This window comes from Pseudanabaena biceps PCC 7429 (genome assembly GCF_000332215.1).
Taxonomy (GTDB): domain Bacteria; phylum Cyanobacteriota; class Cyanobacteriia; order Pseudanabaenales; family Pseudanabaenaceae; genus Pseudanabaena; species Pseudanabaena biceps.
The window spans coordinates 1-14,498 of record NZ_ALWB01000133.1 but is presented as its reverse complement, the minus strand read 5'-3'; the positions used below and the strand labels follow the sequence as shown (position 1 = coordinate 14,498).

Annotated in this window: 11 protein-coding genes; 6 read left to right on the top strand and 5 right to left on the bottom strand. The window is 45.4% G+C overall.

Translation table 11 applies throughout. The features are described 5' to 3' along the window. Positions 1–33: 33 nt before the first annotated feature. The 4 genes from PSE7429_RS14755 to PSE7429_RS14740 form a co-directional block, all read right to left on the bottom strand. Positions 34–468 (bottom strand): divergent PAP2 family protein, encoded by a 435-nt coding sequence (locus PSE7429_RS14755; RefSeq protein ID WP_100228954.1) that lies wholly within the window; start codon positions 466–468, stop codon positions 34–36. A 51-nt stretch (positions 469–519) separates the two neighbouring features. After that, on the bottom strand, positions 520–1,443 hold the full coding sequence (gene crtE, locus PSE7429_RS14750) for a geranylgeranyl diphosphate synthase CrtE (RefSeq protein ID WP_009628037.1): 924 nt from the start codon (positions 1,441–1,443) through the stop codon (positions 520–522). 171 nt (positions 1,444–1,614) lie between these two features. After that, positions 1,615–2,499, bottom strand: a complete 885-nt coding sequence (gene folD / locus PSE7429_RS14745) for a bifunctional methylenetetrahydrofolate dehydrogenase/methenyltetrahydrofolate cyclohydrolase FolD (RefSeq protein WP_009628036.1) — start codon at positions 2,497–2,499, stop codon at positions 1,615–1,617. A gap of 185 nt (positions 2,500–2,684) precedes the next feature. Beyond that, a complete protein-coding gene (locus PSE7429_RS14740; RefSeq protein ID WP_009628035.1) occupies positions 2,685–3,122 on the bottom strand; it encodes an HHL1-like protein in 438 nt (145 codons plus the stop codon). A 321-nt stretch (positions 3,123–3,443) separates the two neighbouring features. On the opposite strand from PSE7429_RS14740, the gene PSE7429_RS14735 reads away from it, so the two are divergent. The 3 genes from PSE7429_RS14735 to coaBC all read left to right on the top strand — a co-directional run bounded on the left by PSE7429_RS14735 (position 3,444) and on the right by coaBC (position 5,688). Then, positions 3,444–3,851, top strand: a complete 408-nt coding sequence (locus PSE7429_RS14735) for an EVE domain-containing protein (protein WP_009628034.1) — start codon at positions 3,444–3,446, stop codon at positions 3,849–3,851. A gap of 121 nt (positions 3,852–3,972) precedes the next feature. After that, positions 3,973–4,476, top strand: a complete 504-nt coding sequence (locus PSE7429_RS14730; protein ID WP_009628033.1) for a hypothetical protein — start codon at positions 3,973–3,975, stop codon at positions 4,474–4,476. Positions 4,477–4,482: 6 nt separating this feature from the next. Continuing rightward, on the top strand, positions 4,483–5,688 hold the full coding sequence (coaBC, locus tag PSE7429_RS14725; protein ID WP_009628032.1) for a bifunctional phosphopantothenoylcysteine decarboxylase/phosphopantothenate--cysteine ligase CoaBC: 1,206 nt from the start codon (positions 4,483–4,485) through the stop codon (positions 5,686–5,688). A gap of 427 nt (positions 5,689–6,115) precedes the next feature. Here coaBC and PSE7429_RS14720 read toward each other — a convergent pair whose 3' ends face one another. Beyond that, entirely contained in the window at positions 6,116–6,955 is an 840-nt protein-coding gene (locus PSE7429_RS14720; RefSeq protein ID WP_009628031.1) for a prepilin peptidase, read from the bottom strand. A 316-nt stretch (positions 6,956–7,271) separates the two neighbouring features. Between PSE7429_RS14720 and PSE7429_RS14715 the strand changes: the two genes are divergently transcribed. The 3 genes from PSE7429_RS14715 (at position 7,272) to PSE7429_RS14705 (ending at position 14,404) form a co-directional block, all read left to right on the top strand. Then, the gene (locus PSE7429_RS14715) at positions 7,272–8,057 is read left to right on the top strand and encodes a TrmH family RNA methyltransferase (RefSeq protein WP_009628030.1); all 786 of its coding nucleotides are present in this window, start codon (positions 7,272–7,274) and stop codon (positions 8,055–8,057) included. Positions 8,058–8,271: 214 nt separating this feature from the next. After that, positions 8,272–8,955 carry a two-component system response regulator RppA gene (gene rppA, locus PSE7429_RS14710; protein WP_009628029.1) on the top strand — a complete coding sequence of 228 codons (684 nt, stop codon included), beginning with the start codon at positions 8,272–8,274 and terminating at the stop codon, positions 8,953–8,955. A 334-nt stretch (positions 8,956–9,289) separates the two neighbouring features. Beyond that, positions 9,290–14,404 (top strand): translocation/assembly module TamB domain-containing protein, encoded by a 5,115-nt coding sequence (locus tag PSE7429_RS14705; RefSeq protein ID WP_009628028.1) that lies wholly within the window; start codon positions 9,290–9,292, stop codon positions 14,402–14,404. Positions 14,405–14,498: the final 94 nt, after the last annotated feature.

Here is a 14,498-nt window from a genome sequence, read left to right as displayed (position 1 = left end):
AAGGGCTGCGCTTAGCGCAGCCCTTCTCTTTTATTATAGGAACAGCCACATTAGAGTTATGCCTAAAATCGATCCTGCAACAACTTGAGCAGGAGTATGCCCCAATAATTCCTTGAGGGGATCGTGTTCTTCTTCAAAAACCTCTACCATAATTTGATTGAGAACTTTTGCCTGCTTGCCTGCGGCGCGGCGGATACCTGCGGCATCATACATCACGATAAAGGCAAAGACTGTCGCGATCGCAAATTGTGGCGTATCCCATCCTTGGGTGCGTCCAATCCCTGTCGCAAGCGCCGATACTAAAGCTGAATGGGAGCTAGGCATACCACCAGTTTCAAATAGCACCTTAAATCTGACTCGTCGGAATTGGGCTAATTCGATAAACAACTTGAGTAGTTGCGCTGTCAAACTGGAACATAGAGCAATTAGCAGAACTTGATTATCGAGGATTTCGCCAACAGGATGGATGTTCATATCAATTGCAAAAATTAAGGTCAAGAAGTAGTTTGAGAATTAGGTCTAGTTTTTTCGAGCAGTGATGTAATCGGCAAGAGCCATTAGAGGTAGAGCCGCATCGCCATAACTGACCAATTGAGCTTTAGCCTGTTCCACTAGTTCCTGTGCCTTTAGCTGGGAGGCTTCGATGCCCCACAAACTAGGATAAGTGACTTTTTGGGCGGCAAGATCCTTGCCAGCCGTTTTTCCAAGTTGCTCAGAAGTTGCAGTGATGTCTAGGATGTCATCAATGATTTGAAAAGCTAAACCAATGTTATTAGCATAGGTGGATAGCCGCTTGATGTCAGTATCATTTGCACCCGCCAACAATGCACCACAGATGACACAGGATTCGAGTAAGGCAGCAGTTTTGTGGATATGGATAAAGGTCAGTATTTCTGCTGTCACATCTGACTTACCTTCACATTCTAGATCGACAACCTGTCCGCCAACCAAACCTGTCGCGGCAACTGCATGACCGAGATGGGCGATCGCCTTTAAAATTCTTTCCGCAGGTACCCCCTTAGTTTGCACAGCTATAAATTCAAAGGCGTAAGCTAGTAAAGCGTCCCCCGCCAAAATTGCAATATCATCACCATACACCTTATGGTTAGTGGGTTTGCCCCGTCGAAAGTCATCGTTATCCATGGCAGGCAGATCATCATGGATCAATGACATTGTATGCACCATCTCCATGGCACAGGCAGTGGGCATAGCGGCGGCGAGATCACCACCCAATAACTCATGAGCAGCAAGACATAGGATTGGACGTAAGCGCTTGCCACCAGCCATCAGCGAGTAGCGCATCGATTCATAAATTTTTTCGGGATAGGTAACGGAAATCGAAGCGTCAAGCGCGGCTTCAACCTCTTGCTTGAGATCGCGTAAATACTTATCTAAATTAAATGCAACCGTTGGAGATGATGTTTCTGACAATGTTTGGGGCATGGCTTAGCAATGATTTCGACAGGTTTTCGACAATGTGTTCAGTTATTTCTAGTTATGCAATGTCAGAAATTTAGGCAAAACTTCTGACTATATCCAGAATGTAATCCAGAATGTACCAGAATGTACCAGAATGTATATTATGCAACGACTTGCGATCGCTACTCTAAAACTTTATTGATTTCTCGATCCACCTTCAGCAAACTTGCGGCGATAACTCCAAACGGTATTATGCAAAAGCATGGTCACGGTCATTGGTCCCACACCACCAGGCACGGGGGTAATGTGAGAGGCAATTGCAACGATACTGTCATAGTCCACATCCCCAACTAAACGCGATTTACCGAGATCGTCCGTAACTCGGTTAATACCCACATCAATCACTACAGCATCGGGCTTGACCATATCTGCGGTCACGAATTCAGGACGACCGATCGCGGCAATTAAAATATCTGCTTTACGGGTAACTTCGGCAAGGGCTTTCGTACGAGAATGGGCGATCGTGACGGTGGCATTTTCTTCCAAAAGCATGAGTGCTAGGGGCTTACCGACCAGAATGCTACGCCCAATAACAACGGCATTTTTACCCGCAATCTCTATGTTTGCCTCGGCTAACAACTCCATTACTCCCGCAGGCGTGCAGCTACGCAAGCCCTCTTCGCCACGGACGAGTCTACCTAAGTTATTGGGATGTAAGCCATCCGCGTCTTTATCAGGATCAAGGCGGTTTAATAGGGCAACCGAGTCCAAATGATCGGGCAAAGGCAACTGGATGAGAATGCCATCTACGCGATCGTCCTTATTTAATTCGTCAATAATTTGCTCTAGTTCTGCTTGGGTGGCACTTGCAGGTAAATGCTTACCGAAGGATGTAATACCTGCTTTATGGCAGGCGGTTTCTTTGTTCTTGACATAGGCTGCACTAGCGGGATTATCCCCTACCATCAAAACCGCTAGTCCTGGAGGACGACCATATTTTGCTTGCAACTGCGCGACTTCATCAGCGATCGCCTTTTGCATCTTCTTCGCTAGGGCTTTGCCATCGATAATTTTTGCCATAAACTGCTATGAATTTTTCTCTGCGATTCGTTACCCACTATCTATACGATTGTAACGCTTGATGGGAGGCAACCGTAACACACATATTCCGCATCAATCATCTATAGGTGCCGTACCATCGGCAGCTACCACAAAGATGAGTGGCGGCGCTTCGCGCCGCCACTCATCTGGTTATTCTGAGGCGTTTATTTATCCTGAGGCTTTTTAACTACGCCATTAAGATATTCCTTTGCCTTAGTAAAAGCGTATTTAAACTTATCGCCAATTGTAGGTGGGGGAAGAATAGCAACAGTTATCTCTTCATCAGGAAATTCCTTCAGCCGATAACCATATTCCAGATCATCCTTGAATTTCCGCAGAACGGGATACAAACGAATTGCTCCTTTTAATAATTCTGCTTCCTGTTGAAAAATGGCGCGACTGATCTGGTTACTACGCTGCACAGCCATCGAACCTGCGGGTACCCACTCCTTGCCCTTGATACGGACAAAAACATTGAACTCAGGCAAACCCTTATCCTTCATTTCGTCGTATTTATTTGCGGCAACTTGGTGCTTGTTTGGCGCTTTCTTCTTTTTTTTGTCTTGTCCCGAACCTTTACCAAATCCAGAAACTTTAGTCATAGAAAATATTTCACCTTATATTTTAAAAAGAAATTTTTATAAATGTGTAAAATCTAACAAATTTTATAGTTAACAAAAGTTTACATGAGTCACTAACCACAACACAATCTTTTTAAGGATTAACCGCTTGGGACGGATTTACGCGCACCTATAGCTACAGTCACTTGAATTAGGAAAAATTAAATCCCAAGAATTGACTGGCGGCGCTTCGCGCCGCCAGTCAATTCTTGGGATTTATGTCCTAGTACATTTGGCGATCGCTATATATTTCGCTAGGGCTGGATGTACTTATAATGTGTTTGGAGTTTCAGGATCTGCATAATGGCTTACTGGCTGCTTAAAAGTGAACCCGATGTTTATTCTTATGCCGATCTCGATCGCGATCGCCAAACGATATGGGATGGGGTGAATAATAATTTAGCCTTGAAACATATTCGGACAATGCAACCTAAGGATTTAGCCCTGATTTATCACACGGGGGATGAACGTCGTGCTATGGGTATTGCTGAAGTAATCTCCTTGCCCTACGTCGATCCGAAACTAGAGGATCCGAAACGTGCGGTCGTTGATGTGAAAGCAGTGCGATCGCTACCTCAGCCTGTAACTCTCGCTCAAATCAAACAAGACCCTGATTTTGAAGGTTTCGATCTGATTCGGATTAGCCGTTTATCCGTCGTGCCCGTATCAGAGGAGCATTGGCAAAAGATTTTAAAACTCGCAAATATTTAGCCAGATCGCCCGAACCAAAAAGAGGGATGCGGCGCTTTGCGCCGCATCCCTCTTTTTGGTTTTATGTCCTGATACACTTGGCGATATCTATATTTTTTTAATTTATTTGATTTGTAAGTATATGAACTATTTAGTCAGTGTTTGGAGCGATCGCATGAAGGCGGAGGAGGTCTATACGCGACTCGAATCAGCCAACTTCCCCATGAACGCAATTTCGATTTTAGGTAAAGGTTATAAAAGCGCTGAGGAATTTGGCTTTATCGATCCCCTAGTGCAAGGACGAAAACAGGCTTACTTAATGTCCTATTGGTTAGTTCCATTTGGCTTTTTGGCAGGGATTGGCTTTAGTCTTGTTACTGACCTGCATACTTTCGCTTGGGCTGGGAGCATCGGCAATCATGCGATCGGTGGTTTGTTAGGTGCATTTGGGGGCGCAATGGGAAGCCTTTTTGTCGGTGGTGGTGTTGGCGTGGCAACAAGTAGTGATTCCGTTCCCCTTCGCAATCGCCTCGATGAGGGTAAATATTTAATCGTCGTTCAAGGCACGGATCAAGAGGTAGTCCGAGCCAATCAACTCATGCGTCCTCTCCGTCCTGAAAATATTCAAGGTTATGTTGCCCCTTAGATTGTCATGAATCATGTACTAATTGGGATTTCTGGAGGCATTGCTGCTTATAAAGTTTGCGAAATAGTTTCGAGCCTAGCCAAACGCGGAATCGAAGTGCGCGTCATTTTGACGCGATCGGCTACGGAATTTGTTACACCACTGACCTTTGCTACGCTCTCTCGCCAACCCGCCTATACCGATGCTGATTTTTGGCAACCCAGTCATGGAAGACCATTACACATTGAGTTAGCAGAATGGGCTGACTTGTTTTTGCTTGCCCCCGTGACGGCAAATACCCTAGCCAAACTAGCCTATGGAATGGCGGACAACTTACTAACTAATACGGTGCTAGCTTCCAACTGTCCGATGCTCTTTGCACCAGCGATGAATACAACCATGTGGTTGCAAACCTCAGTGCAGGAAAATTGGCGAAAAGTCTTACAGGATTCTCGCTATACAGCGATCGCACCGACCGATGGCATTCTCGCCTGCGATGCAGTGGGTACGGGCAGAATGGCGGAACCAGAAGTAATTCTTGAATATATTGAATCCTTTCTCTTGACTGGTGGAAAACGAGATTTAAAAGGAAAACATATTTTAGTTAATGCAGGTGGAACCCGCGAATTTATCGATCCCGTGCGATTTATCGGTAATCCTTCCACGGGGAAACAAGGAATAGCGATCGCGAAAGCTGCCATTCACCGTGGCGCAAAAGTTACTCTCGTAAGTACCGCCAGTTCTCCGCTCCCGATGGGCGAAGGACCAGCAGCGGTGAAAGTAGCCCGCACTTCCGCAGAAATGCACCGAGCCATGCTGGAAGAATTTCCCCATGCCGATATAACCATTGCGGCGGCAGCAGTTGGCGATGTACGTTCTCAACTAAACAGCGATCGCAAATTACCAAAATCAGAATTACCCTTAAATCTACAACTCGAATATATTCCCGATATCGTGGCGGATCTCGCCAGCCGCAAACGTCTTGACCAAATATTAGTAGGCTTTGCCGCCCAAACTGGTGATGAAGAAGAGGTGATTGCTGCGGCAAAAGAAAAATTAGCGCGAAAAGGGCTAGATGCGATCGCCGCTAATGCGGTGAATAGTTTGCAAACTGGCTTTGGTACGGATACCAATCAAGCTACTTTCATCCATAAAAATGGGCATAGGCAATCTACGCCTATTTGTTCTAAGCTCGAACTCGCCCATCGTCTCTTCGATTTTTTACAGTCGTAGCCATCTCCCAAAAGATGATTGGCGGCGCGAAGCGCCGCCAATCATCTTTTGGGTCTATTTTTAACTTGAAATGGGCTTTGAGAAAAGGTTTGCTACGCAAACCTTTTCTCAAAGCCCAAAGGTAAAAGCCTTGCGTAGCAAGGCTTTTACTTTTGGGCTTTTAAAATTTGCCAGCTTAATCCGAACTGACGTTAAGAAATGGCGTAGCCATTTCTTAACCTTACTTTTCCCGTTATCTCTGAAACCCTCTCTGTGCAAGGTTTTCAGAATCCAGCCTATTTGCAATAAGTTTCACTTAATGACAATACGCAACGCTAGAATAAGGCTTGTGGCGGTAGGAATATTGACGGTTACGCTGGAATAAAAAGATAACGGGAAAAGTAAGATTTCTTAACTTGGTATTTATCCTGCAAGACCTTCGGCTTTTTTAGGCTAAGCCAAACCAACTGAGATAGGTGGAGAGAATTGTTTGCCCAAAAAACAGAGAAATTGCGCCACCAAGGGCAAGAAAGGGACCAAAGGGAATTGGTTGATGTTTGCCTCGTTTCTGGACGAGCAAAGCGATCGCCCCAACTAATGTACCGATCGCTGAGGCAATCAAAATCGCCAGCAACAGATTTTGCCAGCCCAGCCACATTCCGAGCATTGCAGCAAGTTTGGGATCGCCACCACCCATCGCTTCTTTTTGGAGAAATATACTGCCAGCAACACGCATAATATCTAGAAGCCAGATTCCTAGCACTGCCCCACCGATGCCAAACATTAGCAAACGAGAAACAGCAAAGCGAGCATCACCTCCATTCGTTAAACTCATAAAGGCAAGACTAACTTGATAGATTAAACCTAATACCAATCCTGACTGAGTTAAGCGATCGGGTAGGGTCATCGTATCGATATCAATTAGTGCCAAAACTAGCAGCCAACTGAGAAACGCAGCATAAAAGCACAGGATCGGGATTGACAGAGAATTGCCAAAGTATGCCGCCACACTCCAAAACAAGAAGGCGGTCAATGCTTCGATCGCTGGATATCGCCAAGATACAGGCGTATGGCAATAACGGCATTTGCCTTTAATCAAAAACCAACCAATGATGGGAATATTGTCACGCGGGGCAAGCGATCGCAAGCAGTGAGGGCATCGCGATGGGGGATGCAGAATGGATAAACCCGCAGGAACGCGGTAAATTACCACATTCAAAAAACTGCCCACACAAGCCCCTAAAGCGATCGCTAAACTTTGTAAAAAGATAGATTCAATTAGTAACAAAGTATTTAAGAATTAGGTTTAAGAATTAAATTTAAGAATTAGGTTAGTCAATTAGTTAGAAATTATGCAAAGCTGGAAATTATCTTAGCAGGCGTTACGATCTCTGATTTTGATTTTTATAGCCATAGTCAGTAATGTTAGGACAAAAACCAAACCCAATAGAGAGTTGCGGCGCTTTGCGCCGCAACTCTCTATTGGGTTTGATGTCCTGACTTACAGCGCTTTGCGCTCAAACCCAAACCAAGGAGATTTTTGAGAATCATTCGGGATTGGTATAATTTGAAGCGTATGTTGATTTTCATCGTAGGAATAAGAATTGCTCACCAGTACCAAAAATCCATTAGTCAAACAATTACGATCGCTTGGTGAAACAGCGAAGGATCGGAAAGAGCATGGGCTATTTTTAGTGGAGGGAACCCACGCATTGACGGAAGCGATCGCTACAGCTTATCCCCTATCTATTGTCTGCTGCACCGAAAAGTGGATTGTCTCTAATCCCGAACTGTATGCTTGCATTGAAGCATCTGTGGAGGAAATTGATAGACTCGAAATCGTATCAGAAGAAGTAATTCAAGCGATCGCGACGACTAAAAATCCCGATGGAGCGATCGCGGCGGCATGGTTGCCATCACAAGAAACTGCCAAAATCCAGACTCTCGGCTTAGCTTTAGAAACAGTTCAAGATCCTGGAAATATTGGTGCGATCGTGAGATCCGCAGTCGCAGTGGGCATTGATGGCATCTTGGTGAGTAGCGATAGTGTTGATTTAACTAATCCTAAAATTATTCGCGCCACCGCAGGACAATGGTTCCGCTGTGCCATGCAAACAAGCACCCATCTTGCCGCAGATATTCGCCAATTGCAAGAACAGGGGATAAAAGTTATCGCGACGCTCGCCAATGCGCAAAAAACCTATTGGGACTATGACTTCACGCAACCAACTTTAATTTTGTTGGGCAATGAAGGAAATGGCTTGTCGTCGGAATTAATCGAACTTGCCGATGAAGCTGTGGCGATTCCTCAAAGCGATCGGGTAGAGTCCCTGAATGTAGCTGTATGTGCATCCCTGCTGCTCTATGAAGCAAAGCGTCAACGTCGATAGTTGTGCCATTAATTTTTCTCATGCAGCGGGAACGCAATTATGGAAAGTATGGAAAGTTTGCCATGGGAATTTTTACGAGTACTAGGAATTTGCAGCGCTTTGCTCTCAAATCTAAACCAAGAAACCTTTTGCAAGAGTTGCGAAGCAACTCTTGCAAAAGGTTTCTTGTGGTTCTTTTGATCGACAATTGCTGTAGGAATTTATGTAGGAATTTATGCGCATCTTGTTAGTAGATGATGAAGAAGAGCTCGCCGAGCCATTACAAAGGATTTTGACAAGTCAAGGCTATGTGGTCGATAGCGCTACTACTGGCGATCGCGGCTGGGAATTGGCTCAGGCTGGAAATTATGACCTATTAATATTAGATTGGATGATGCCAGAGAAGTCGGGAGTTGAAATCTGTAAGACCCTACGCCAAACTGGATATCTTACCCCTGTACTCATGCTGACGGCAAAAGATACCCTCGACGATCGCGTTGAGGGTTTAGATAGCGGAGCCGATGACTATCTCGTTAAGCCCTTTGAACTGCGCGAATTACTGGCTAGGGTGAGAGCCTTACTGCGCCGAGCACTGCCGCCACTTGCTCCCACCCTCGAACCTGCAAAATTGAGTTATGGAAATTTGGAACTAGATCGCGATAATCAAGTCGTATATCGAGAACAAATTGCGATCGCTTTAACCGAAAGAGAATATCAACTTTTGGAATACTTTATGCTGCATCCCAATCAGTTACTCAGCCACGACCAAATTTCCCAGTATCTATGGAAGGAGGAAGAAACTGCGCCAACGAGTAATGCGCTTGTGGCTCAGATCAAGCTATTACGGCGCAAAATCGATCGCGATCGCCAAACCTCTCTAATAAATACTGTATACGGTAAAGGATATCGGTTTGGTTAAAGCCTTGAGTTAAGGGCTTTAGTTAAAGCATGTGGCTAATCATGTGGCTAATTATGCTTTACGTTATAAATAAATACTGATATTTTTTAAAGGCTTTAAGTAGCTAAGCATAAGTAAACTGAAAATCTCGAAGAGAGTACTTCCCGCTACGGGGGCGACAATCTCACTGGTTTTGGCTTTTAATTATGCTGAACTGCTTACTTAAAAGCTTTGCAAACTCTCAACTCTTGACTAAGGCGGGAGTAGCAAGACTTTTAAAATTGGCAGGTCGCTTCAAGGCGAACATAACATATGTAAAATGGTGTCGTGTGGGCATCAAACGGAGTGAAAAATTGTGGGACAGGCTCAACTACCGCCGCAGAGACCATCAAACTCTACCTTCGCCAAAAATCTCGGGCGTGTGGGGGTTGGATTTGCGATCGCCTTTACAGCAACGAGCTTAGGAGCTTTTTGGTATGGACGCTACTTTCTCAACGAGCAATTATCGCCCCTACTTCAGACCGAGTTAAGCAAAGCCCTCAAACGTCCTTTACAACTAGGAAAAGTTGAAAGAGTAGGATTTTCGAGCATTAGGTTGGGTAAGTCCCTCGTACCACCAACAGATAAGGAGTCAAACTTTTTAGCTGTTGAGGCGATCGAGGTCAAGGTCGATTTGTGGAGCTATGTGACTCGTCGCCAGATTGGTCTAGATGCGATCATCGAGCAACCGCAAGTATTTCTTAAGCAGGACGTTACAGGCTTACTACAATTACCCAAAATCACCCCACCAGAAAAACAAACTCAAGAAGGATTTATTGACCTCAAGACCATTACCTTTAGCGACGCACAGTTAACCATTCAGACGATCGCCAAAGGAGAATTGGTTTCTCTCAGTCAGGTGCAGATCGATAGTAATTGGAAAATTGTCGATCTCAACAATCAAAGCTTACAAATGAATGGCAAAGGTCGCCTAACCCTGCCCAATATCGCAGCGATCAATGCTCCACCAGATCCCGAACTGCTTAAAAAAGCGATCGAAACTGCTAATGCCGATAAGGAGGGGAATAAGGGAAACATCACCTTTGCCGTTGATTGGGATTTGACGAGGGGGCAGGGGACGGTCGATCTGAAATCCCTTGACCTGCAAATTGCGGCTGTACAGGGGTTTGCCGTAAATTTACCCATAGAAATCCAAAAAGGTAAGCTCGATACCGATCTCAAAGTGGCGATCGCTGCTGGTCAAGAAACGCCCACAGTATCGATCTCAGCTCAACTTAGTGACGGGGCGATCAAATCCCCCCAACTGACCAAATCCATTACAGACATTTCGGGTCAATTTAGTTTTGATGGCAAAGACGCAACCTTAAAGGAACTATCGGCAAGCTATGGCTTATTCAAAGCAACGGTGGATGGTAGTTTTAGTCAGCAAAAAGGGTTTAACCTCAATTTTGCCAGTACAACCCTCGATCTGGGTAAAGGGATTGAAAGCTTTGGTGTGAAAACGCCCGTCGTGATCACGGGTGAAGTGAAGCTCGATGGTAAATTTACGGGGACCTTGCAAAAGCCTTCTCTCAATCTCAATATCACTACACCGAAAACCGTTAGTTTCGATCGGATCGTTGTTGATCGATTTTTAGCCTCCATCGAATTAAAAGACCTCAACACCTTACAAATCAAAAAGGTACAGGCGGCATCCACAGGGGCGACGCTTACAGGGGAAGGGCAGATTCGCTTGCCACAAAAAAATCAGCCTGCGGAGATTTTATTCACTACTAGCCTCGTAGGAGTTGCCGAAGATTTCACCAAGCTTTATGGGGTAAAGCTGCCAATTGCGATCGGACAGGTTACTAGTTCTTTACAAATTACTGGAGCCTTGGCGAATCCTCAAGTTTTAGCCCAGTTCGATGCACCTAGCGCAACCTATCCCGCGAAGGGAGAAGTTTTTATCGACGATGGCTTAGCCACCATTCGCAATACCAAGGTGCGATTCCCCGTAGGCGAAGTCGGGTTGGCGGGCAGTTATAATATTGTCAGTGGGGCTTGGAAATCACAGCTAAATAGTAATGGCATTCCCTTAGCTGCTTTCCTTCTCAATCAGAAAGGCATTATCGAAGGACTAATCAATCTTCGTAGCGATCGCGGTGGGTTTTCATTAGCCGATATTACTGCCGATGCGACGGTACGTTTGCCACAGGGATTAACGGAAGTTCCCGATGCGATTTCGGCAAATCTCACTTGGGATGGCAAAAATCTGCTGATTCCCTCTTTACAAGTAGGTAACTACTTAACTGCTAATGGGAAACTCGATCTCGCATTTCCTAATAATGCAACCAATCAGCTACCTACGGGTATTGCAGGGGTTAATCTTGATTTGATCTCTCGCAATGTCAATATCAACCGTTTGACGACGCTCTCAAGTTTGATTCCCGCTCAAGCATCGGGAATTCTTAACTTCCGAGGCAATATCTCAGGTGCGATTGATAAGCTTAAAATTGCGGGAGCCTTACAACTAGATAATGTCGATCTCGCTTCCCTTGGCTCTAGTTTTGCGAAGCAGGGAATAGTTGCCCCCTCTCGCGGTTCTCTTGATTTTGATGGTTCGATTAATGGCGAACTCACGGCTCCTAGGTTGGCTGGTAACGTACAGATCGCTGGCTTAAAGGTCAATCAAATCGAACTGGACAAGCTCACCTTTAATGGAACTTTAAATGGTATCGGTAGCGTGCTCCAAGCAACGGGGGATCTGTTGCTTGCAGGTTTGAGGGTGGATAAATTAGCCTTCGATCCGAGACTAGAAGGCAACCTCAATTTTGATGGCAATCGAGGTTTGAATGTCGATCTGCGGGGAAAGCGCGATCGCATTGCCGCGAGGTTGGATAGTGCCTTCCGTCCCATCGATTTTAATGTGAATTTGGGTGAAGCTACTGCCTCGGGGCGTAGACTTGAGAATAATCCTCGCCGCTTGCAAGTAGCGATCGCCAATATTCCCTTGGCAATGGCAGCATCTCTAGCAGGACAGAATGACGTTAGTGGTAAACTTTCCAGTAATTTAATCGTTGATTTCACAAATAATCCTACGGCGACGGGAGATATTACCGTGGAACGTCCGCGCTTTGGTCGCGTCGTAGCGGAAAGAGCGATTGCCAAAATAGCCTATGCCAACGGCATTTTAGACATTCGAGACGGAAACGTAAACATTCGTCAGGGAGAAGTTAATAACGAGTACAAGTTCAATCTGACCTATAACCCCAAAGCCGAAGATCCCATTTCTGGTGTGGCTGAGATTACTAAAGGTAGGGTACAGGATGTATTTGCCACGCTGCAATGGGCAAATATTGTCGATATCAGTCAAGGAATTACCTTTGCCAAAAATCGAGCTTCAGAGCTACAGCCCCTAGAAGCAATTAGATTGATGGGAGAGCCTCTTTACAAACAGTTGCAATACATTACCCAGATCGAACTGCGACAGGAGCAAATCGATACGGTGAATTCCGCCCGCAATTTCAACTTACCGCCGCTTACGGATTTTCGAGGGGATATTAAGGGGAAAGTTACCTTTGGGTTCAATCAACGCAGAGGGATTCGCGTAGGATTTAATGTGGTCGGCAAAAAATTTGAATATGGGAAGTTTGCCGTTGACGACATTCAAGTAGAAGGACGTTATGCCTATGGTGTATTCAACATTGCGAAGGCAAATTTCCAGTCAGACAAGAGTTATGGCAGAATTACCAAGGCAAGAATCAGGCTTACTCCTTCAACCAATCCATTGTTCCGATTTCGCGAGCAAAGTGGCGAGATCGAGTTAAAAGACTTCCCCATTGAATCTTTACGCCCTCTTCCATTCTTTAGCGCCATTCCCTTTGATTTGACAGGTAAGGTAAATGGCAATCTTTCTATTTCTGGAATTACCTTGCTCGATCTGGGCGTTAAAGGTCAATTAAGCTTGACGAACGGTTCGGTCAATCGCCAGCCCATTGATTTTGTAGCTGTGAAGTTTAACTACGATAAGCTCAATATCAACTTCGATGCCAATATGAAGGTGGCGGGTAAGGAATCGGTGGTCGCGGTGGGTAATTTTGGGCTATTTGGCAATTTTGACGTTAAGCTCGATGTCAAAGATGAAGGTATTGCCTTTATTAATATCTTTAACCAGCCCGTGCGATGGATTGATGGAAAAGGCAATATTAATCTCAGGGCAAGTGGAACCACCAGAGATCCTAAAATTGCGGGCAAAATGGTGGTTGACAATGCCAAAGTTAAAATTGCAGGTTTGCCTGGTGACTTTACCGAGGTGCAAGGCAATATTGACTTCACTAGCGATCGCCTAGTTAGCAATATTATCAGTAACTTTAGTGAAGGGAAGCTTGCCCTAAAAGGAATTCTGCCGATCAGTAATCCCAACCTTCTCGCTGTTGATAGTCCAGAATATCAACAGGCTCTAGCGATTAATGCCGATAAACTCAAGCTCAATATTCGCGATATTAGTTCTGATAACTTTAATACGCGCATCTTGGTGAGAGGCTCTTTGTTAGCCCCAGTCATTACAGGTGAAGTAGCACTAGGCGATGGCAGATTTGTCATCGGTAATAGTGTCGAGAATGGTAATGCTAGTAGCAATGACACGGGAAATCTAGCGGATGTAGCCTTTTCGCGACTTGCCGTTAAGGTGCAAAATATGCAGGTAACTCGCTTCCCCCTATTTAACTTCCTAGGTGAGGGAACGTTAATTGTTAATGGAACCCTAGCTAGTCCTGAGCCAGAAGGGAGAATTGTTATTTCTCGCGGACAGTTTAATGCGATTTCAACCCGATTCCGTCTCGATCGCGCCTACGAAAACTTTGCAGAATTTAAACCCGCCCAAGGGTTAAATCCGACACTCAATGTTCGGGTTACGGGAGCCGTTGCGGAGATTACGCGCGTACCGATCAGTTCCAATCGACCCAACGATTTATTTAGTCCGAATGAAGTCCCTGTAAGCAATTTGGGAGCACAACGTACCCTTCGCGTTCAAGCGAGCGTAACTGGCACTGCCCTTGCGCCTGACATTCGCCTTACGAGTAGCCCACCACGCAGTCAAGCAGAAATTATTGCCCTGATTGGTGGTGGCGTTTTGCAACAACAGGGCGGCTCCGATCCTGCCTCTTCCCTTGCTAGTTTTGCGGGTGGCACGGTTTTGAATTTCTTGCAAGATGCGATCGGTGATGCACTTAACTTAGCGGAGTTTAATCTCAGTCCAGTGACAACTAATACCTCCAGTACCAGCAAAACAGGGACTCTAGGGCTATCGGCGGAGGCAGCGATCGATATCAGTAATAGTTTCTCGATCGCTCTCCAAAGAATTATCAATGACCCAACCCAACCCACCAATTTCTCGATCCGCTATCGTGTTGATCCGAATGTGCTTTTACGAGGCAATTACGGCTCTGATGGTAAAACAGGCATATCGATCGAGTATGAAAACCGATTTTAATCTTCAAACCCAGAAGATTGTCCCGCCCGCTATGCGGGCGGGACAATCTTCTGGGTTTGTTTCTAATTCACTGAAGTGTTAGCTCACTTCAGTG